At 68.3% G+C, this 19479-nt stretch carries 19 protein-coding genes; 13 read left to right on the top strand and 6 right to left on the bottom strand.

Features of this window, described 5'->3' with window-relative positions:
* The first annotated feature begins 5 nt into the window (after positions 1 to 5).
* The 9 genes from QMZ26_RS09565 to QMZ26_RS09525 all read left to right on the top strand — a co-directional run bounded on the left by QMZ26_RS09565 (position 6) and on the right by QMZ26_RS09525 (position 10285).
* On the top strand, positions 6 to 935 hold the full coding sequence (locus tag QMZ26_RS09565) for a DUF58 domain-containing protein (protein ID WP_283221310.1): 930 nt from the start codon (positions 6 to 8) through the stop codon (positions 933 to 935).
* Positions 932 to 1381, top strand: coding sequence for a DUF4381 family protein (locus tag QMZ26_RS09560; protein ID WP_283221309.1), 450 nt, complete (start codon positions 932 to 934; stop codon positions 1379 to 1381). Before QMZ26_RS09565 ends, QMZ26_RS09560 begins: the two co-directional genes overlap by 4 nt.
* The gene (locus tag QMZ26_RS09555) at positions 1378 to 2382 is read left to right on the top strand and encodes a VWA domain-containing protein (RefSeq protein ID WP_283221308.1); all 1005 of its coding nucleotides are present in this window, start codon (positions 1378 to 1380) and stop codon (positions 2380 to 2382) included. Before QMZ26_RS09560 ends, QMZ26_RS09555 begins: the two co-directional genes overlap by 4 nt.
* Positions 2379 to 4190: a VWA domain-containing protein gene (locus QMZ26_RS09550; RefSeq protein ID WP_283221307.1), complete on the top strand. Its 1812-nt coding sequence runs from the start codon at positions 2379 to 2381 to the stop codon at positions 4188 to 4190. Before QMZ26_RS09555 ends, QMZ26_RS09550 begins: the two co-directional genes overlap by 4 nt.
* 44 nt (positions 4191 to 4234) lie before the next feature.
* Entirely contained in the window at positions 4235 to 5881 is a 1647-nt protein-coding gene (locus QMZ26_RS09545) for a BatD family protein (protein WP_283221360.1), read from the top strand.
* Between the two features lie 57 nt (positions 5882 to 5938).
* Positions 5939 to 7273 (top strand): dicarboxylate/amino acid:cation symporter, encoded by a 1335-nt coding sequence (locus QMZ26_RS09540; protein ID WP_283221306.1) that lies wholly within the window; start codon positions 5939 to 5941, stop codon positions 7271 to 7273.
* Between the two features lie 156 nt (positions 7274 to 7429).
* Positions 7430 to 9427, top strand: a complete 1998-nt coding sequence (gene tkt, locus QMZ26_RS09535; protein WP_108760452.1) for a transketolase — start codon at positions 7430 to 7432, stop codon at positions 9425 to 9427.
* A gap of 262 nt (positions 9428 to 9689) precedes the next feature.
* Positions 9690 to 9968 (top strand): type II toxin-antitoxin system RelE/ParE family toxin, encoded by a 279-nt coding sequence (locus QMZ26_RS09530; protein ID WP_108760453.1) that lies wholly within the window; start codon positions 9690 to 9692, stop codon positions 9966 to 9968.
* 11 nt (positions 9969 to 9979) lie between these two features.
* Entirely contained in the window at positions 9980 to 10285 is a 306-nt protein-coding gene (locus QMZ26_RS09525; RefSeq protein ID WP_283221305.1) for a HigA family addiction module antitoxin, read from the top strand.
* Between the two features lie 24 nt (positions 10286 to 10309).
* Here the strand turns inward: QMZ26_RS09525 and QMZ26_RS09520 are convergent, their stop codons facing one another.
* From QMZ26_RS09520 to QMZ26_RS09510, 3 genes are read right to left on the bottom strand one after another with little or no spacing between them, the layout of a single operon-like run.
* Positions 10310 to 10912, bottom strand: coding sequence for an NADAR family protein (locus tag QMZ26_RS09520; RefSeq protein WP_283221304.1), 603 nt, complete (start codon positions 10910 to 10912; stop codon positions 10310 to 10312).
* 40 nt (positions 10913 to 10952) lie between these two features.
* Positions 10953 to 12905, bottom strand: coding sequence for an acetyl-CoA hydrolase/transferase C-terminal domain-containing protein (locus QMZ26_RS09515; protein ID WP_283221303.1), 1953 nt, complete (start codon positions 12903 to 12905; stop codon positions 10953 to 10955).
* Between the two features lie 34 nt (positions 12906 to 12939).
* Positions 12940 to 13497 carry a flavin reductase family protein gene (locus QMZ26_RS09510; protein ID WP_079223015.1) on the bottom strand — a complete coding sequence of 186 codons (558 nt, stop codon included), beginning with the start codon at positions 13495 to 13497 and terminating at the stop codon, positions 12940 to 12942.
* Between the two features lie 117 nt (positions 13498 to 13614).
* On the opposite strand from QMZ26_RS09510, the gene QMZ26_RS09505 reads away from it, so the two are divergent.
* From QMZ26_RS09505 to QMZ26_RS09495, 3 genes are read left to right on the top strand one after another with little or no spacing between them, the layout of a single operon-like run.
* Complete coding sequence (locus tag QMZ26_RS09505; RefSeq protein ID WP_079223013.1) at positions 13615 to 13980, top strand: BlaI/MecI/CopY family transcriptional regulator; 366 nt, start codon at positions 13615 to 13617, stop codon at positions 13978 to 13980.
* Positions 13973 to 15235, top strand: coding sequence for a M56 family metallopeptidase (locus QMZ26_RS09500; RefSeq protein ID WP_283221302.1), 1263 nt, complete (start codon positions 13973 to 13975; stop codon positions 15233 to 15235). The genes QMZ26_RS09505 and QMZ26_RS09500 overlap by 8 nt, the downstream gene beginning before the upstream one ends.
* Positions 15236 to 15243: 8 nt before the next feature.
* Positions 15244 to 15804 (top strand): hypothetical protein, encoded by a 561-nt coding sequence (locus tag QMZ26_RS09495; protein ID WP_283221301.1) that lies wholly within the window; start codon positions 15244 to 15246, stop codon positions 15802 to 15804.
* Between the two features lie 43 nt (positions 15805 to 15847).
* Here QMZ26_RS09495 and QMZ26_RS09490 read toward each other — a convergent pair whose 3' ends face one another.
* From QMZ26_RS09490 to QMZ26_RS09480, 3 genes are all read right to left on the bottom strand, one after another.
* Complete coding sequence (locus QMZ26_RS09490) at positions 15848 to 16648, bottom strand: MBL fold metallo-hydrolase (protein ID WP_283221300.1); 801 nt, start codon at positions 16646 to 16648, stop codon at positions 15848 to 15850.
* Between the two features lie 10 nt (positions 16649 to 16658).
* Positions 16659 to 17477 carry a S1/P1 nuclease gene (locus QMZ26_RS09485; protein ID WP_283221299.1) on the bottom strand — a complete coding sequence of 273 codons (819 nt, stop codon included), beginning with the start codon at positions 17475 to 17477 and terminating at the stop codon, positions 16659 to 16661.
* 119 nt (positions 17478 to 17596) lie between these two features.
* A complete protein-coding gene (locus QMZ26_RS09480) occupies positions 17597 to 18226 on the bottom strand; it encodes an OmpW family outer membrane protein (protein WP_079223005.1) in 630 nt (209 codons plus the stop codon).
* Between the two features lie 193 nt (positions 18227 to 18419).
* Between QMZ26_RS09480 and gap the strand changes: the two genes are divergently transcribed.
* Entirely contained in the window at positions 18420 to 19424 is a 1005-nt protein-coding gene (gene gap, locus QMZ26_RS09475) for a type I glyceraldehyde-3-phosphate dehydrogenase (RefSeq protein ID WP_079222994.1), read from the top strand.
* The last annotated feature ends 55 nt before the right edge of the window (positions 19425 to 19479 follow it).

Here is a 19479-nt window from a genome sequence, read left to right as displayed (position 1 = left end):
TGCGCATGTCCGATCCATCCGCGCCACAGAGCGCCCGCGCGGTCGAAGGCGATGGCCTGCGCCCGCAGCTGGCCGAACTGGTGGCCCTGCGCCGCCTGGCACAGCGACCGCCACCGCCACGCCGTGGGCGTGCCGGCAACGCCGGCCAGGCGCCCTCACCGTTGCGTGGGCGCGGCATGGAGTACGCCGAATCACGCGAATACGTCGCCGGCGATGACGCGCGGCACATCGACTGGCGGGTGACCGCACGTACCGGTCGCGCCCACACCAAGCTGTTCCAGGCCGAGCGCGAGCGGGTCAGCATGATCGTGGCCGACACCTCGCCCGCGCTGTACTTCGGCACGCGCGTTCGTTTCAAATCGGTGCAGGCTGCACGCGCCGGTGCCGTGGCCGCATGGTCGGCACAGCGTCGTAGCGACCGTATCGGCGCCCTGCGCGGCAGCGACCGTGAACCACCGATTGCTCCAGCCGGCGGGCCGCGTGGCGTGCTGCGCGTGCTCGACGCACTGACCCGCTGGTACGCGCAACCGCCCGCCGATGACCTCGGCCTGGAGCGTGCGCTGGACCACGCCGGCCGCGTGCTGCGCCCCGGCGCGCGCATGCTGGTGCTGGCCGATCCCCAGCAGGCCCTGCGCATCGCGCCGGCGCGCTGGAGTGCCCTGGCCCAGCACCATGACCTGACCCTGCTGCTGCTGGTCGACCCGCTGGAACTGCAGCCGCCGTCGGCACCGCTGCAGTTCCTGGCCGCACAGCAGCGCATCGGCCTGGACCTGCGCCGCAGCGAGGTGCAGGACCACTGGCACGCCCACTTCGTCGAACCGCTGCAGGCGCTGCGCCAGCAGCTGGCCGCTCGCCGGGTCGATGTGCAGGTCCTTTCCACCGACGCCCCCAGCGATGCCTGGCTGGCACCTGCGCCCACCGAGGTGCCGGCATGAGTGCGGCGCTGCCGCTGCGCGATGTCGCGCTGCCGCCGCCACCGTCGTGGTGGCCGCCCGCACCGGGCTGGCTGATGCTGGCCGCCGTCCTGCTGCTGGTGCTGGGCATCCTTGTGTTCATCAGCCAGCGCCGTCGCCGCCGTCGCCAGCGCTGGCTGCAGCAGTTCGACCGGGAGCTGCAGGCCGCGCCCGCCGCAGCGGCCGAGCTGGCCGCCATCGCCGGGCTGCTGCGCCGTGCCGCGCGGCTGGCCCAGCCCGGCAGCGAAGCCCTGCATGACCAGGCCTGGTGGCAGCGGATCGATCCGAAGGAGCAGCTGTCCGAGCCGCAGCGTCGCCTGCTGGCCGAAGGTGCCTACCGGCCGCAGGTCGCAGCAGGCGACGTGGCCGAGGTCCGTCGCTGGGCGCGCGAGCGATACCTGCAGTTGCTGCAGGAGCGCCGCCGATGAGCCTGCTGGCAAGTTACTGGCCCTGGCCGGACCTGCAGCTGGCCTGGCCGCTGGCGCTCTTCGCGCTGCCGGTGCCGCTGCTGATGCACCTGTGGAAACGCCGTGCCGACCCCGGTGCAGCCCTGCGCGTGCCCTATGCCGCAGCCGAGCTGCAGGCATTGTCCGGGGGCGGGCGCATCGATGCGTCCTGGCTGCGCACGCTCATCCTGTGGTTGGCGTGGGCCGCCTTGTGCGTGGCGATGGCGCGGCCGCAGCAGCTGGGCGAGGCCATCACGCCGCCGCAGCAGGGCCGGCAGATGATGCTGGCGATGGATGTGTCCGGCAGCATGAGCGAGCCGGACATGGTGCTCGGCTCGCAGGCAGTGGAACGCCTGACCGCGGCCAAGGCGGTGCTGGCCGACTTCCTCGACCGGCGTGCCGGTGATCGTGTCGGCCTGCTGGTGTTCGGTGACCGCGCGTACACCCTCACCCCGATCACCCCCGACCTGGCCAGCGTGCGTGACCAGCTGCGCGACAGCGTGGTCGGCCTGGCCGGGCGCGAGACCGCCATCGGCGATGCGATCGCGCTGGCGGTCAAGCGCCTGCGCAGCCAACCCGAAGGACAGCGCGTGCTGATCCTGCTGACCGACGGCGTCAGCAATGCCGGTGTGCTGGAGCCGCTGCGCGCGGCCGAACTGGCCCGTGCCGAAGGCGTGCGCGTGCACACCGTCGCCTTTGGCAGCGATGGCAGCATGCGCCTGTTCGGCATCCCCATCGCCAGTGATCGTGATCCAGTGGATGAAGCCACCCTGCGCAGGATTGCCGGGATGACCGGGGGCCGATTCTTCCGCGCCCGCGACACCGACGAGCTGGCCGGCATCTACGCCGAGCTGGACCGGCTGGAACCCATCGCCGCCAAGGGCCCGAGCCTGCGCCCGCGCAGCGAACGCTATGCCTGGCCGCTGGCGCTGGCCCTGCTGCTGGGCGCGCTGGCCTGGCTGTGGCCGGAGCGGCGCCGATGATCGCGACATTCCTGCAGAAGCTCCACGCCGTCCTCCCCGATGCGGGCGCACTGCATTTCCTGCGGCCGGAATGGTTGTGGGCGCTGCTGGTGCTGCCGCTGGTCATCGCCGCCACGCTGTACCGGCAACGCCGCAGCGATGCGTGGCGGCAGGCGGTCGATGCCCACCTGCTGTCGCACCTGCTGGCGGCCGGTGAGCGCCGCCGTACGCGCCTGCCGTGGGCCCTGCTGCTGGGCTGCACGCTGGCGGTGCTGGCCCTGGCTGGCCCGAGCTGGCGCCAGCAGGCGCAGCCGATGTACCAGGCCGGCACGCCGTTGGTGGTGGTGCTGGACCTGTCCAGCCGCATCACCGCAACCGACCTGCCGCCTTCGCGGCTGCTGCAGGCGCGGGCGAAGATCGGTGCGCTGCTGCGTGCGCGGCAAGGGGGCCAGGTTGCCCTGGTGGTGTATGCCGACGATGCCTACACCGTTGCACCATTGACCGATGACACCGCCAACGTAGCGCTCTATCTGGATGCGCTGGCCCCGGATGTGATGCCGCGCGATGGCCAGCATGCCGACCGTGGCATCGACTGGGCCACCCAGCTGCTGCGCCAGACCGGCACGCTGCGCGGGCGCATCCTGCTGGTCACTGACCAGGCCGATGCTGCCGCTGCTCTTGCCGCAACGCAGGCGCGCAGTCTCGGCCTGCAGGTGTCCGTGCTGGGGCTGGGCACGCCCACGGGCGCGGCCTATCGCGATGGCAGCGGGCAGATCGCGCAGGCGGCGCTGGATGAAGGCAGCCTGCGCACGGTGGCAACCGCCGGTGGGGGCCAGTACGCGCGCATTGCCGCTGATGACCGCGACCTGCGCGCGCTGGACGTGCTGGATGCCAGTGATGGCCCTGCACGGCAGGGCCCGGGGCAGGGCAGGCAATGGCAGGACGAAGGTTACTGGCTGTTGCCGCCGCTGATGCTGCTGGCCCTGCTGGCGTTCCGCCGCCGCGCGGTGCTGGCCGCGGTGCTGGCGGTGGGGCTGTTGCCGCTGTCAGGCAACCTGCAGGCGCAATCCCGCAACACACCGGCCAGGGAAGCCGGCACGCTCTGGCAGCGTGCCGACCAGCGCGAGCATGAACGCATCGCCGAAGGCGTGCAGGCCTACCGCAACGGCGATTTTGATACGGCGCGCGCGCGCTTCGAAGGCATCGACAGCGATGCCGGCCTGTACAACCTGGGCAACGCGCTGGCGCGGCAGGGCGACTACGATGGTGCCATCGCCGCCTACGACCGCGCACTGGCCAAGCATCCCGGCATGGCCGACGCGGTGGCCAACCGTGCGGTGGTGGACGCCGCGCGCAAGCGCAAGCCGCCGTCCAGCAAGGACCAGAACAACCGCTCCAACCAGGACAAGCAACAGGGCCAGCAGCAGCCGCAGCAAGGCCAGCAACAGGGCCAGAAGGGTTCGCCGGGGCAGCAGGATCCCAGGCAGGGGCAGCAGGACCCGCAGCAGGGCCGGCAGGATCAACAGCCGCCGCAGCAGGGCAAGCCCGGTGACAAGGACCGCCAGGACGCCGGTCCGCAGGCGGCCGATGCAAAGGCGCAGGCACAGGCCGATGCGGAACAGCGCCAGCGCATGCAGCAGGCCATGCAGCAATCCAGGCCGGGCGAGCAGGGCAAGCCCGCTGGACGTGGCGACGGGCGTACGCCGCAGCAGCGCGAGGAACAGCAGGCCGTGGACGCCTGGATGCGCCGCGTGCCCGATGACCCGGGCTCGTTGCTGCGCGCCAAGTTCCAGCTGGAAAACGAACGTAGAAAGAGGGAAGGGCGATGATCGGCGTGCCGCGCAGGACACTCCACGTGACGGTGCTGCTGGCGATGCTGCTGGCCTGGCTGCCATCGGCCGCGCTGGCGCAGACGCGCGCGTGGCTGGAGACGACCAGCACGCAGCTCGGTGAACCGGTCACGCTGCAGGTGGAAACCGACCAGGGCAGCCCGGACTACGCGCCGTTGAATGCCGATTTCGTGCTGGGCGCGCAGGGCAGTAACCGCCAGGTGCAATGGAGCAACGGCAGCATGCAGCAGCGCACTGTCTACTCGGTGACGCTGACCCCGCGCCGCAGCGGCACCCTGCTGGTGCCCTCGCTGCAGGTGGGCAGCCAGCGCACCGAGCCGCTGCAGCTGCAGGTGGGCGCGGGCACGGTGGCCACCGCACAGAGCAACGCCGTCGCCTTCGTCGAAACCGAGGTGGATGATGCGCAGCCCTACGTGCAGCAGAGCGTCGGCGTGGTGGTGCGCCTCTACTTCGCCTCGCAGCTGGCCTCCGGCGAGCTGGTGCTGGATACGCCCGAGGGCGCGTCGCTGCAGCGGGTGGGCGAGGACCGCACCGATGTGCGCCAGATCAACGGCCGCCGCTACAACGTGGTGGAGCGGCGCTTCCTGCTGATTCCCGAACGCAGCGGGCCGCTGCGCCTGCCCGGTGCCCGCTTCAACGGGCGCACCGCAGGTGGCTTCTTCGATGATTTCTTCGGCGCGGGCGGCGACGGGCGCATGAATGCCGTCGCCCCCGAGCGCACCCTGCAGGTGCGCGCGCAGCCGACGCAGGCACCGCAGCCGTGGTTGCCGCTGCATGGCCTGCAATTGCGCTACACCACGGCGCCGGACAGTGCGCGTGCCGGCGAAGCGGCCACCGTGGTGGTCGAAGCCGTGGCCAATGGTGCAACCCGCGCCCAGTTCACCGATCTGCCGGTGCCCGACGTGGGCGATGCCGGGCAGGTCTTCGCCGAGCCGGCCCAGTACGATGAGACGTTCACCGGCAGCACGCCGCGCTTGAAGATCACCCGGCGCTACTCGATCGTGCCGCGCCAGGCCGGCACGCTGGTGGTGCCCGGGCCCAGGCTGGCCTGGTGGAACGTGGACAGCGGCAGCGCCCAGCAGGCCACGCTGCCGGACCTGACGTTGGCGGTGGCCGCCGGCCGTGGTGGCGCTCCGGCCGCCCAGCCCATCGACACCCAGGCCGCGCTGCCCGGCGACGACGCGCTGCCGGCCGCACCGACTGCAGTGCCGCTGGGGGCCGCGGACGCGCGCCCGTGGCCGTGGATCGCCGCCGCCGCCGGCCTCGCCCTGCTGTGGCTGCTGACCCTGGCCTGGGGCTGGCGCCGTGGCCGCCACGTGTCTCCTGCAGGGTCGCCTACAGCAGCAGGCGCCAACCACAGCGGCGTGCCGCGCGGCAGCGTGGCCGAGCTGCGCCGTGCGCTCGACGGCGAAGGTTTCGACCAGGTGCAGGCGCAGCTGTGTGCAATGGCCGGCGTCGAGCGCCTGGAGCAGGTGATCGAACGCCTCGCTGATCCAGCGCAGCGCCAGGTGCTGCTGGACCTGCAGGCCGCGCGCTGGGGCGGGCAGGGCGAAGCCTCCGCACTGCGCGCACGCCTGCGCGAATGCTTCCGTGACGGACCGCACTGGTCGGCACCGCAGGGGGCCGCCGACACTGGGCTGGCGCCGCTGTACCCCACGCAGCGACCCTGAACCGGCGCGGCTTGCGCGCTTTGTTAGAGTAGATTCATTTTTCGAGGAACGCCGCGTATGACAGCAGCTGCTGCCGACAAGAAGAAGTTGCCCCTGCACTGGAAGATGGGCATCGGCTTTGTGATCGGCCTGGTCCTGGGACTCACCGTGCATGCCCTGGGCGGCAGCGTCGATGGCCTGCAGGCCGGTGCCAAGTGGGTCATGGACTACATCACCACGCCGGCGTCGGGCCTGTTCCTCAACCTGATCTTCATGCTGATCGTGCCGCTGATCTTCTCGGCGCTGATCATGGGCGTGTCGGAGATGGGCGACATCCGCGCCCTCGGCCGCATCGGCTGGAAGACCCTGGCCTACACCGTGCTGCTGTCCGGCATCGCCGTGGGCATCGGCCTGGTGCTGGTCAACGTGCTCAAGCCGGGCGCCGGCGTCGACCCGCAGACCGCCGCGCTGATGCTCTCGGAGAACGCCGAGCGCAGCAAGGAAATCGTCGCCGGCATCCATGGCACGCCGAAGGGCATGGACATGCTGCTGTCGATCGTGCCGAGCAACGTGCTGCAGGCCGCTTCGGACAACGGCGCCATCCTGTCGCTGATGTTCTTCGCGCTGATGTTCGGCATCGGCATGGTGCTGACCGATGAAGCGAAGGTCGCCCCGCTGCGCCGCGCCATCGAAGGCGTGTTCGAAATCTCGATGACCCTGATCAACCTGGTCATCCGCCTGGCCCCGTATGCGGTGGCCTGCTTCATGTTCAACCTGGCCGCGCTGTTCGGCTTCGAGCTGATCATCCGCCTCGGGGCCTACGTGGGCGTGGTGGTGCTGGCGCTGGGCCTGCACATGATCGTGACCTATGGCGCGGCGGTGTGGCTGTCGGGCCGTTCGCCGCTGTCGTTCTTCCGCGATACCCAGGAAGCGACGGTCATGGCGTTCTCGACCGCCTCCAGCAACGCCACCCTGCCGACCGCGCTGCGCGTGGCCGACCAGATGGGCCTGCCGCAGCGCGTGTCGCGCTTCGTGCTGACCGTGGGCGCCACCGCCAACCAGAACGGCACCGCGCTGTTCGAGGGCGTGACGGTGATCTTCCTGGCCCAGTTCTTCGGCGTGGACCTGTCCATCGGCCAGCAGGTCATGGTGATGGCGGTCTGCATCCTGGGCGGCATCGGCACCGCGGGCGTTCCCTCCGGCTCGCTGCCGGTGGTGGCGATGATCTGCGCCATGGTGGGCGTGAATCCGCTGGGCATCGGCCTGATCCTGGGCGTGAACCACTTCCTGGACATGTGCCGTACCGCGCTGAACGTGACCGGCGACCTGGCCCTGACCACCCTGGTGGCCAAGGGCGAGGCTGCAGACACCCCGGCCGAGGCCGCTGCCGCCGCCGCCCGCCTGGACAACTGATCCCGGCAACACCTGAACGGGGTCGGATCCCTTTCCACCAGGAAAGGGCTCCGACCCCGTCTCGTTTCCGGGCGACGTTGACCTGACCCTGCCGGGCGTCTGTGGGACAATGGCGCGCCCGCAGTTTCGCGGCCGCCTCCCGATTCCGACAGAACCATGACGCAGCCTACCCGTCGCCAGTTGGCCAACGCCATCCGCTTCCTTGCCGCTGATGCGGTTGAAACCGCAAATTCCGGCCATCCCGGCATGCCCATGGGCATGGCCGATATCGCCGAGGTGCTCTGGAACGACTTCCTCCGGCACAACCCGAACAACCCGCAGTGGTTCAACCGCGACCGCTTCGTGCTGTCCAACGGCCACGGCTCGATGCTGCAGTACGCGCTGCTGCACCTGAGCGGCTACGACCTGCCGATCGAGCAGCTGAAGCAGTTCCGCCAGCTGGGCAGCCACACCGCCGGCCACCCGGAACGCCATGAGACCCCGGGCGTGGAAACCACCACCGGCCCGCTGGGCCAGGGTTTCGCCAATGCCGTGGGCTTCGCCCTGGCCGAGAAGCTGCTGGCACAGCGCTTCAACCGCCCGGAGCTGGAGATCGTGGACCACCGCACCTGGGTGTTCATGGGCGATGGCTGCCTGATGGAAGGCGTGTCGCACGAAGCCGCTTCGCTGGCCGGCACCTGGGGCCTGCACAAGCTGGTCTGCTTCTGGGACAACAACCACATCTCCATCGACGGCAACGTCGAGGGCTGGTTCACCGACAACACCCCCGAGCGTTTCGAGGCCTACGGCTGGAACGTCGTGCGTGATGTCGACGGCCATGACCCGGAAAGCATCAAGGCCGGCATCGAGGCCGCGCTGTCGCAGAGCGACAAGCCGACCCTGATCTGCTGCCGCACCACGATCGGCTTCGGTTCGCCGAACAAGGCCGGCAAGGAATCCAGCCACGGCGCCGCCCTGGGCAAGGACGAACTGGCCGCCACCCGCAAGGCGCTGGACTGGAACTACGGTCCGTTCGAGATTCCGGAAGAGATCTACGCCGGCTGGCGTGCCGGCGGTACCGGTACCCTGCGCCAGGCCGAGTGGGAACAGCAGTTCGACAAGTACGCTGCGCAGTACCCGGCCGAAGCCGCCGAACTGACCCGCCGTTCGCACGGCGAACTGCCGGCCGACTTCGTCGCCCAGGCCGATGCCTACATCGCCAAGGTCGCCGCTGAAGGCGCCACCATCGCCTCGCGCAAGGCCTCGCAGCTGGCCATCGAAGCCTTCGCGCCGTTGCTGCCGGAAATCGTCGGCGGCTCGGCCGATCTGGCGCACTCGAACCTGACCCTGTGGAAGGGCAGCAAGTCGGTGGCCAGCGATGATGCCAACGCCAACTACGTGTACTACGGCGTGCGCGAGTTCGGCATGACCGCCATCGCCAACGGCCTGGCCCTGCACGGTGGCTTCATTCCGTTCGACGCCACCTTCCTGGTGTTCAGCGATTACGCCCGCAACGGCGTGCGCATGAGCGCGCTGATCCCGGCCCACGCGATCCACGTCTACACCCACGACTCGATCGGCCTGGGCGAAGACGGCCCGACCCACCAGCCGGTGGAGCACCTGGCCTCGCTGCGCTACATCCCGAACAACGACGTGTGGCGCCCGTGCGATGCCGTCGAGTCGGCCGTGAGCTGGAAGGCTGCGATCACCCGCCAGGACGGCCCGAGCTGCCTGGTGTTCAGCCGCCAGAACCTGCCGCACCAGCCGCGCAGCGCCGAGCAGATCGCCCAGATCGAGCGCGGTGGCTACGTGCTGGCCGACGCCGCTGGCACCCCGGACGTGATCCTGATCGCCACCGGTTCGGAAGTCTCGCTGGCCACCGAGGCCAAGGCCCAGCTGGACGCCGCCGGCCTGAAGACCCGCGTGGTCTCCATCCCGTCCACCGACGTGTTCCTGCGCCAGGATGCGGCCTACCGTGAATCGGTGCTGCCCAATGCCGTGCGCAAGCGCGTGGCGATCGAAGCCGGCGTCACCGGTTTCTGGCGCCAGTTCGTCGGCCTGGACGGCGCGGTGATCGGTATCGACACCTTCGGTGCCTCGGCCCCGGCGGACAAGCTGTTCAAGCACTTCGGCATCACCACCGACCACGTGGTGGCCGCGGCGAAGGCGCTGTAAGCAGCTTCGCGAAGCAGAAAGGAAAAGGCCGGCGCAAGCCGGCCTTTTTCGTTTCCGGGTGGACACACTCTCTTTCCCGGAATGACTCATCGGCGAACCGGTGATGTCGCGTTGTCCTCTTCCGTCTTTACTGCGTTTTCTGCGGAAACAACGACCTTCGTGAGGTTCGCCGATGCGGGCCGAGTTCGTATACGGGAGGAATCGTGAACAGGACGCACATCCAAATTGCGGAATGTAAGGTCATGCCTTACAGTGGACGTCCGTGATCGTCAGCTTCCGGCACAAGGGGCTGAAAGCACTTTATGACCGTGGTGACGCGTCAGGAGTCAGGCCGGACCATGTCGGCCGGTTGCGTCGTCTGCTCCATCAGTTGGATCAAGCCGAACTGCCCGGCGACATGGGATTACCAGGTAATCGCCTGCACCCATTGCAAGGGAACTACAAAGGCTATTGGTCCGTAAGTGTGTCGGCCAGCTGGCGAGTGATCTTCCGGTTCCGAGGGCCTGATGTTGAGTTGGTTGACTACCTTGATTACCACTAGGAGCACCCGCGATGCCCATGTATGACCCGCCTCATCCGGGGCAGTCGCTGCGCGAGGACATCCTGCCTGCGATCAGCATGTCCATCAGTGCGCTGGCGCAGCACCTGGGGTACTCCCGAGGGCAGCTGTCGACGATCATCAACGGGCATGCGGGCATTTCTGCAGAGCTGGCGTACCGGCTGGAACTGGCTGGCTTGGGAAATGCACGGATGTGGCTGGCGATGCAGGCAGCCTATGATCTATGGCAAGCGGAACATCGGAAACATCCTCCGATCAAGCGTCTGTATCTGGGCGACATGCTGAACAGTCAGCAGTAGATCCACGCCATGCGTGGATAGACGCTACATCGCCCCGCGCACGTCCATCAGTGCGAACCCCAGCAGGTTCAACCCGCGCCACTGCGCCGGGTTGTGCGCGTCGGCGTGGTCCTTGGCCAGGCCGATGCCCCAGATGAAATCCACCGGACTGGCTTCGACCAGCACCCAGCCTCCGGTCGCGCGCAGGAACGCCCCCAGTTCCGGGTTCTGGGCGAACTTGGCCTTGTTGCCGTCCACCACCAGCTGGTAGCGCGCCTGTACCCAGCGCGCTTCGTCGAATCCTTCGATCTGGCGGCCCAGTGCCTTGGCCTTGTCCGGCGTGGTGCTGGCGATGATCCTGTCGAGCAGCTCGGCGGCACCGAACAGGCGCGCCTTGCCGGCCATCATGTAGTGCTCGGCGGTGCGGTAATGCACGCCGTCGATGTCGAAGCCGGCGTCATACCACTGGCTGAAACAGGAGGCGGAAACACCGCTGCGCGGCGGCTGGTGGCCCCAGAAGCAGAGGTAACGCAGGTCTTCGCCTGCAGCCTGGCGCTGCTGCAGGTCATGCAGGAAACGGGAATCGTCTTTCATCGCTACAGGATAGCGCGCCGCCGTGCCCAGGTAGATGCCGACCTTGGTTGGCACTGATGCTTGTCCGCCGGGCATGGCCCGGCGCTACCGTCGCCTACGCGGTGCGGGCCAACGCCAGGCGCAGCAGGCGTGCGTTCACGCGCTCACCGAAATTCTTCGGTGCCTGCAGACCCATGCGCTGCAGATACACCGCATCACCATCACCGGCGGGCTGGCGCAGTGCAGCCCACAGCGTGCGCAGCATGTCACCGCGCGTCTGCGTGTTCGATTTCAGCCAGCCCAATGCCTTCACCAGCACCTGCTCGATCTCGTTGAAATCGCTGCCCAGCGGGTAGTCGGGCAGGGTGCCATCGGCACGGAACGGGGCCAGTGCCGAGGCCAGGGCCTGCGGTGTGTTGCGCTGTTCGCGCTGCGGGTCCGGGTGCCGCCCTGTACGCAGCTTGCGCGATGCGTAGGCCTGCTGCAGCAGCCCTGCCTGGAACGGCGCTTCGGTGATCGCGGCCATCGCCTGCACGCAGTCGTCGTCGGTCAACGCGCGCAGGTCGGCAATGCCGTACTCGTTGAGGTAGATGTCGCGCAGGTGGCGCGGAATGGTCGTGTGCCCATAGTTCCAGCGCACGTTCGAGGCGCGCTGGCCCTTGTCGTCGCGCGCGGCCCGGAACATCAGCACGCTGCGCGCTTCCGGCAGCGCATGCGCCATCGCCACGAAGTTGTACTGCCCGCCCACGCCGGATACCACGCGGCCGTCGTCCAGCGCATCGGACACCGCCGCACCCAGCGCGGTGGCCATCATGCAGGAATTGAAGAAGCGCGCATGGCGCCGCTGCAGGCGCTCCAGTGTCTCGTTGCCGCCGTAAAGCTGGTTGATCTCGCTGATGCGGCGCATGCCGATCGCGCGGCATTCGTCCTCGGGCAGCGTGCGCAGCCATTCGTAGAACTCGGGCGAGCCGAGGTAGAACGCGCCGTGCAGGTACTCGCCCTCGGCTTCCAGCGTGGCATGGTCGATGGACAGCGTGCTGCCATTCTCGATGCGCTGCATCAGCGCCAGATCGTCGTGCACCTTGCGCCGGATGACGCCGGTCTGCACCAGCCGCCGGAAGCCTTCGTTGAGCATTTCGCTGCAGCCGTACAGGCCCACCTCGAATGGATCCAGCCCGCCGATTTCCTGCACCAGCGGGTGGCTGGCCAGCTGCGGGTCCAGCGCGTTCAACACGCGGCGGTAGCGCGCGTTGTCGGTGTGGCGCAGCACCAGCGCATGGCTGAGTGCATCGGCCAAGGTGCCGATGCCGATCTGCAGCGTGCCGCCATCGCGTACCAGGGTGCTCGCGTACAGGCCGATGGCGTAGTCCGCATCGGCCACCGGCTGCCGTGGCAGGCCGAACAGCGCCGGGTACGGCGGCGGCGGGGTGATGACCAGATCGAAGAAGGACACATCCACCGTGGCCGTGCCGCCCAGGTAGGGCAGCTGCGGGTCGATCTCGGCCACCAGCAGCGGGCGTGGCAGTCCACGCGCGGCCATCGCATCCAGGGTGTCCTGGGTGATGTCGTTGTTGCACGACAACGAGAGCCGGCGATCGTCCGGGCGCATCGCCACCTTCTGCACGATCACGTGCGGCGCGCGCTGCGCAACAGCATCAGCGGCATGCGTGTAATTCAGGCTGGTGTAGCTGGACTGCGCCTGGCGCGAGCCGAGCAGCGCACCGGACTGCATGTAGAACTCCTCCACCTCCACATGCGGGGGCAGCGCATCGCGGGCGATCGCATCGGCGTAGGCCAGGCGCGGGAAATCCTCGCCGAAATGGCGCTGCACGAACGGCGCCATGAAGCGCGCCTCCAGGCCATCGCCGCGTGCCTTGGGCGGGTTCAACGACAGTGCGGTGTACAGCTGCAGCGGCCGCGACGTATCCCCTTCCACCCGCGCATACAACGCATTGAGCAACCGGTGCGGCTTGCCCAGTGCCAGCGGTGCCCCCACCCGCAGCGGCCCGTCCACGCGCGCGAACAGCCAGTCAACGGCGGCGTCGAGGTCGGTCAGGTGTTCGGTCATGCGTGGCGGTCCTGCGGCAAGGGGAGTGCTGGCATTACAGCATGTCGGGCTTGAACCGCCGTCGACGCGAGATTTCCTGCCCCGAAACCATGAACCGGCCATCGCCCCGGTAGTGGAACGTGCGTGGCAGCTTCGGTCGCGGTGCGACGTGGGCGCGCACGATTTCCCAGATGAAAAGGTTGTTGGCCTGCACCTGGCTGTCGTCGTGCAGCCGGCACTCGAAGCTGGAATGGCATTGGCCGACCAGCGGTGCGGCGACGTCGCGGGCGGGCACTGCATCCAGGCCGAACCGTGCGAACTTGTCGACCTCGCGGCCGCTGCAGTTGCCGATGTCCACCACGGTGTCCAGCAGTTCCACGCCCGGCACGTTGATCACGCACTGCCGGCTGTCGCGGGCCAGGGCAAAGCTGTGGTTTTCGTTCCAGATGTAGGTGGCCAGCAGCGAGGGCGAGAAACCCATCACCATGTGCCAGCCCAGTGTCATCAGGTTGCGCTGGCCGTGGGCCGCCGTGCTGACCAGCACGATGGGGCCCGGCTCCAGGAAACGCCGGGCCTGGTCCACCGGGTAATCCAGTTTGCGCAGTGGCTTCATGCGGGCTCCGTGGGCGGAAGGGCCGATGCTGGGGCAGGCCGGATGAACCTGCGGTCGAGGGCTTGACATCCCATTCGATTACGCGCGTAATCGGGTTGTCGATTACGGATGTAAACCATGACCCCGATCAGCGAAGCCGAAGCCGTCGTGATGGAAGTGCTGTGGCAGCAGGCGCCGCGCAGCGCCGATGAGGTGGTGGCCGCACTGGCCCACCGTGAATGGGCCGAGCCGACCATCAAGACCCTGCTCAACCGCCTGCTGACCAAGGGCGCGATCGCCGCCGAGCGCGATGGCCGCCGCTACCTGTACCAGCCGCTGCTGCAGCGCCAGGCCTGGGTGGAAACGCAGAGCCAGGACTTCATCGGCCGCGTGTTCGATGGTCGGGTGGCGCCGCTGGTGGCGCACTTCAGCGAGCGCGGGCAACTGACGGCGCAGGACATTGCCGAACTGAAGAAGCTGATCCAGGAGATGGACGATGAATGAACTGCTCGATGGACTGTGGCAGGCCAGCCTGTGGCTGGCGCTGGGCGCGCTGCTGCTGGCGGCCGCGCGGCCACTGCTGGTGAAGCTGGGCGGCGCGGAGCTGGCCTATCGCAGCTGGTGGCTGCTGCCGCTGCTGCTGGTGGCCCTGCTGCTGCCCCTGCCGGCCTTGCGCGCATTGCCGGTGCTGCAGCATGTACCCACGCTGCCGCTGAAGGTGGTGCCGGGCACCGTTGAAGGTGTCACCGCGCAGCTGCCGATGTGGCCGTGGCTGCTGGCCCTGGTCTGGGGGCTGGGTGCCGGCCTGCACCTGGCGCGCGAACTGCGCGCGCAACGTCGCTTCGAGCGCGCACTGGGCACGCTGCAGGTGCGCGGTGATGGCAGCTGGCAGGCCAGCGCCGACCCCGGCCTGCCCGCGCTGGTCGGCCTGTGGCAGCCGCGCATCGTGGTCGGCCCGCACTTCGACCAGCAGTTCGATGCCGACGAACAGGCGCTGATCCTGCGCCACGAACGCAGCCACCGCCGCAATGGCGACCACTGGGCCAATGGCGCCCTGCTGCTGGCACGTTCCGTGTTCTGGTTCCACCCGTTGTTGCCCTGGGCCGCGCGCCGTTTCCTGCGCGACCAGGAACTGGCCTGCGATGCGCGCACCGTTGCCGCGCAGCCGACGCATCGCCGTCTTTATGCCAGCACGCTGTTGAAGGCGCAGCTGGTCCACCCGGTTGCACCGATGGCATGTCATTGGCGCAGCCAACCCGTGTTGAAGGAGCGTATCGCCATGTTGAAGCAGTCGAAGCGGAAGGCATTGCCGAAGGTGTCCGGCCAGGTGTTGCTGATGGGGTTGTGCATGGGTGTTGCTGCGTTGGCCTGGGCCAGCCAGGGCGCGGTGAAGGGCACGCCGTCGGTCAGCGCCGAACCATTCCAGCACGCCGCGGCGGATGCCGCCAAGGCCGGCCTGGACAGCCCGATCCAGGCACAGAAGATGTCACCGCCGACCTATCCGGCCGAGGCTTTCGAGAAGGGCCAGACCGGTGTGGTGAACCTGATCGTGGCCGTCGATGCCAAGGGCACCGTCACCGACGTGAAGGTGGAAAGTGCGACCAACCCCGGAGTATTCGAAGCTGCCTCGATCGCAGCGGCGCGTAAATGGACCTACACGCCGGCGATGAAGAATGGCAAGCCGGTGGCCGGCAAGCTGCGCGTCCCGATCACCTACGCCATGGACAACACCGAATCTGCTGGTGGCCAGGCGCAGTGAAGGCAGCGATGAAGGGCGCACCGCTGTGTATTGCAGCGGTGCTGCTGGCAGGCTGCGCCACCCGGGAGCGCGTGACCACGGTCGACACCCGCAGCGAGAACGTCGGCCACCAGCGCCTGCGCGCGGCGGATGGGGACGGTAGCGGGCAGATCCAGCCCTACACGCTGGCGGCCAGCGAGGGCTATCGGATGCCGCAGCTGCATACCGCACCCGACCCGGTGGTGGGCGGGAACGACCCTCGCACCTCGCTGCCACCGACCACCATCTGCCTGCAGGTGGTGGTCGACGCGCAGGGGCGGGTTGAACGCAGCCAGCCGTTGACCGACCGCAGTGAATGCAGCGCCGGCCTGGCGGCGGAGAACGGGCCGCTGCTGCAGGCTGCGCAGGCCGCGGTCGCGCAGTGGCTGTACTCGTCCGCAGCGGTCTGCCACTTCGCACCGGGCAAGGTGCCTGATGACCGTGGCTGCGAGGGCGCGGACCGCATCGAACCGGTGGCGGTCACCCTGCAGTACGCGTTCACCTTCGAGATCGTGAAGGGCCAGCACGTGGTACGCACGCAGGGCAGGTAACGGGTAGCGCCGGGCCACGCCCGGCGGTTTTCCACCGCTGTCGTCAGGCGCCGCCAACGATGTTGGCTTTCACCGCCGGCTGCATCAGCTTCGGTTCGGCCAGGGTCGCATCGCGTGCCTCGCGGACGCTGACGAACGCGGCTTCCTCCACGCCGTCGTGCACGTGGATGTTGTGCGCGCGCTGCTCGCCGATGCTGGTCTGGTTGGCGAACGCGCGGCCACCCGGGCCGTAGTCGTGGCAGACGAACACGCGGGTGGCATCGGGCAGGGCAAGCAGGCGCTGGATGGAGCGGTACAGCTGCGCGGCATCACCGCCCGGGAAATCGCAACGGGCAGTGCCGCCATCGGGCATGAACAGCGAGTCGCCGGTAAACAGCGCATCGCCGATGAGGTAGGCGATGCTGTCGCTGGTGTGGCCGGGCACGGCGATGATGCGGCCCTGCAACTGGCCCAGCGCGAAGGTTTCGCCGTCGGTGAACAGATGGTCGAAGTGTGCGTCCTGCGCTGCCAGCTCCAGGCCGTAGCGCGGTGCGAAGGTGGCCTGCACCTCGCGGATGCCCTCGCCGATGGCCAGGGTTGCCTGCGGGAAGCGCTGCTTCAGCCGTCGCCCGGCCGACACGTGGTCGGCATGGGCGTGGGTTTCCAGCAGCCAGCGCAGGCGCAGACCCTGCTGCTCGATGGCCTCCAGCAGCGGGCGCACCGGCGCGTCGCTGCTGGCGTCGGTGTCCGGGTCGTAATCCAGGACCGGGTCGATCAGCGCCGCTTCATTGCTGTCCGGGTCGAAGACCAGGTAGCTGAAGGTATTGCTGTCGCGGTGGAAGAAGGACTGGACCTGGGCCGACATCGGAACCTCCTCAGCGCGTGCCGAGCACGCGGTTCAGCAGCTGTGCCAGATTTTCGCCGGCCAGCCGCAGCTGTGCTTCGGCCACCGGGCGGTAGCGCTCGGTGTATTCATCGCCGATCTTGTGCGTGGCCGGGTACACGCCCGGCTGCACCGAGATGCGGCAGCTGGCTTCGGCCCAGCGCTGCGGGTCGCGCTGCGGGTTGGACTGGCGGGCCAGCTTCGGCGCCGGCAACGCGCGCAGCACCGGCAGGTAGCCGGCGTCATCCAGCTTGCGGGTGTTGAGCATGCCGCTGTCCCACAGCGAATGCAGGTTGGTACCGCGGTTGCCGAACTGCAGCTGGAAGTCGTTGCCGCCCTTGTCGTGGCCGTAGCCGGCATGCATCGGCTGGTGCACGTCACCGACCATGTGCACGACGAACTTCAGCGCTTGCAGGCGCTCGCCGTCGGTCAGGCTGTGGTCGCCGAGAATGGCGCTCTGCGCCTTCAGTGCTTCGACGATGCAGTTACCGTTCCTGCAGTGCTTGGCCGGCTCGTACTGGCAGCCGTCCTCGGCGATGTTGACGTAGTGCCAGCCGGCGGAGCGACGGCCCAGGCCGGGGTCCTTGGCGCGCAGCTGGTCGGCCCACGGCGCGATGCTGGCCAGGGTGGCGCCGGGCTCGGTGGCCAGCAGGCGGTCGACCTCGGCACGCGCGGCCGGGTTGAGGCGGGTATCGGCCACTTCGGCCACCAGGCGGTGGCCTTGCGCGCCCCAGGCATGGGCGGGGGCGGACAGGGTCAGCAGGGCCGGCGCGAGGGCGGCAGCGAGGATCAGGGAGTGCAGGGCTTTCATGCGCCCATTCTAGCGGGGCGAAGGTAACCGCGGGTTTGACGCAATGTGTCCAAAAAAAAGCCCCGGCACACACACCGGGGCAACATGCTGCGAGGTTTGCGGGTGTCTTGGAACTTGAATCAGAACTTGAAGACGTAGGAGACGCCGTAAGCCAGCGGGTCGATGTTGACCGTACCGATCTTCTCGCCGTCCAGCTTCACCTTGCTGTCGATGTCGATCCAGCGCAGGTCCACGCGCAGCGCGCCCTTCTCGCCGATGGCGAAGTCGATGCCGGCATGCGCGGCAAGGCCCCACGAGTCTTCCAGCTTCAGCTTGCTGGCCGCCAGCGCGCCGGTGGTGTCCTCGCTGAAGAACGTCGTGTAGTTCAGGCCCGCGCCGACGAACGGCGAGACCTTGCCCTTGCTGTTGAAGTGGTACTGCAGGCTTACCACCGGCGGCAGGTGCTTGGTGCTGCCCACGCGGCCCAGGCCGTTGATGTTGATGTCGTGCTTGAACGGCAGTGCGGCCAGCACTTCGATGCCGAGGTTGTCGGCGATGAAGTACTCACCGGTGATGGTCGGCTTGATGTCACTGTCGACGTCCACCTTCAGGGTGCCACCGGCCAGCGAGCCGTTGTTCGACTTCGGAGCGACCTGGTGGACGCCGGCAGAGACGGTCCAGTCGCCCTTGGACTGGGCCATGGCCGGGGCGGCGGCCAGCGAGACGGCAGCGGCCAGGCCGGCCAGGATCAGGGGGGAGGTCTTGCGCATGGGGGTGTTCTCGTTGCTGGGTGGATGCGGCCAGTCTCGGCCTCACGCCGCGCTAACGCTTTGATCCGGATCAAATCCTGTCCCGCCGCCTGCCAGCCCGCGGCGCTGGCCGGCGGTGGCCAGTGGGGTGCTGCTAGACTTATGGGCCCTATCCATCCCGCCGCACCTGTCGCGGCTGCAGGAGCTTCTGAACATGGCAATCAAGGTTGGTATCAACGGTTTCGGTCGCATCGGACGCAACGTCCTGCGCTCGGCGGTGCTGAACTTCGGCGATGACATCGAAATCGTGGCCATCAACGATCTGCTGGAGCCGGACTACCTGGCGTACATGCTGAAGTACGACTCCGTGCATGGCCGCTTCAAGGCCGACGTGGCGGTGCAGGGCAACGACCTGCTGGTCAACGGCAAGAAGATCCGCCTGACCCAGGAACGCGACCCGGCCAACCTGAAGTGGGACGAAGTCGGCGCCGACGTGGTGCTGGAAGCCACCGGCCTGTTCCTGACCAAGGAAACCGCGCAGAAGCACATCGATGCGGGCGCGAAGAAGGTCATCCTGTCGGCTCCGTCGAAGGACGACACGCCGATGTTCGTGTTCGGCGTGAATGACAAGACCTACGCCGGCCAGGCGATCATCTCCAACGCGTCGTGCACCACCAACTGCCTGGCCCCGCTGGCCAAGGTCATCAACGACAAGTGGGGCATCAAGCGCGGCCTGATGACCACCGTGCACGCGGCCACGGCCACCCAGAAGACCGTCGATGGCCCGTCCAACAAGGACTGGCGCGGCGGCCGCGGCATCCTGGAGAACATCATTCCGTCGTCCACCGGTGCGGCCAAGGCCGTCGGCGTGGTCATCCCGGAACTGAACAAGAAGCTGACCGGCATGAGCTTCCGCGTCCCGACCTCGGACGTGTCGGTGGTCGACCTGACCGTCGAGCTGGAAAAGGAAGCCACCTACGCCGAGATCTGCGCCGAAGTGAAGGCACAGAGCGAAGGCGCGCTGAAGGGCATCCTGGGCTACACCGAAGACAAGGTGGTGGCCACCGATTTCGTCGGTGAAACCCACACCTCGGTGTTCGATGCCGACGCCGGCATCGCCCTCGACGGCACCTTCGTCAAGCTCGTGTCGTGGTACGACAACGAGTGGGGCTACTCGAACAAGTGCCTGGAAATGGCCAAGGTCGTCGCGGCCAAGTAAGGCCCGCGAAGATTGCCACACGAACCCCGGCTTGCCGGGGTTCGTCGTTCATGGG

This window comes from Stenotrophomonas sp. PFBMAA-4, assembly GCF_030053215.1.
Classification (GTDB): Bacteria; Pseudomonadota; Gammaproteobacteria; order Xanthomonadales; family Xanthomonadaceae; genus Stenotrophomonas.
Note: the sequence above shows the minus strand (reverse complement) of the source record. Positions and strands in the feature narration are given on the sequence as shown.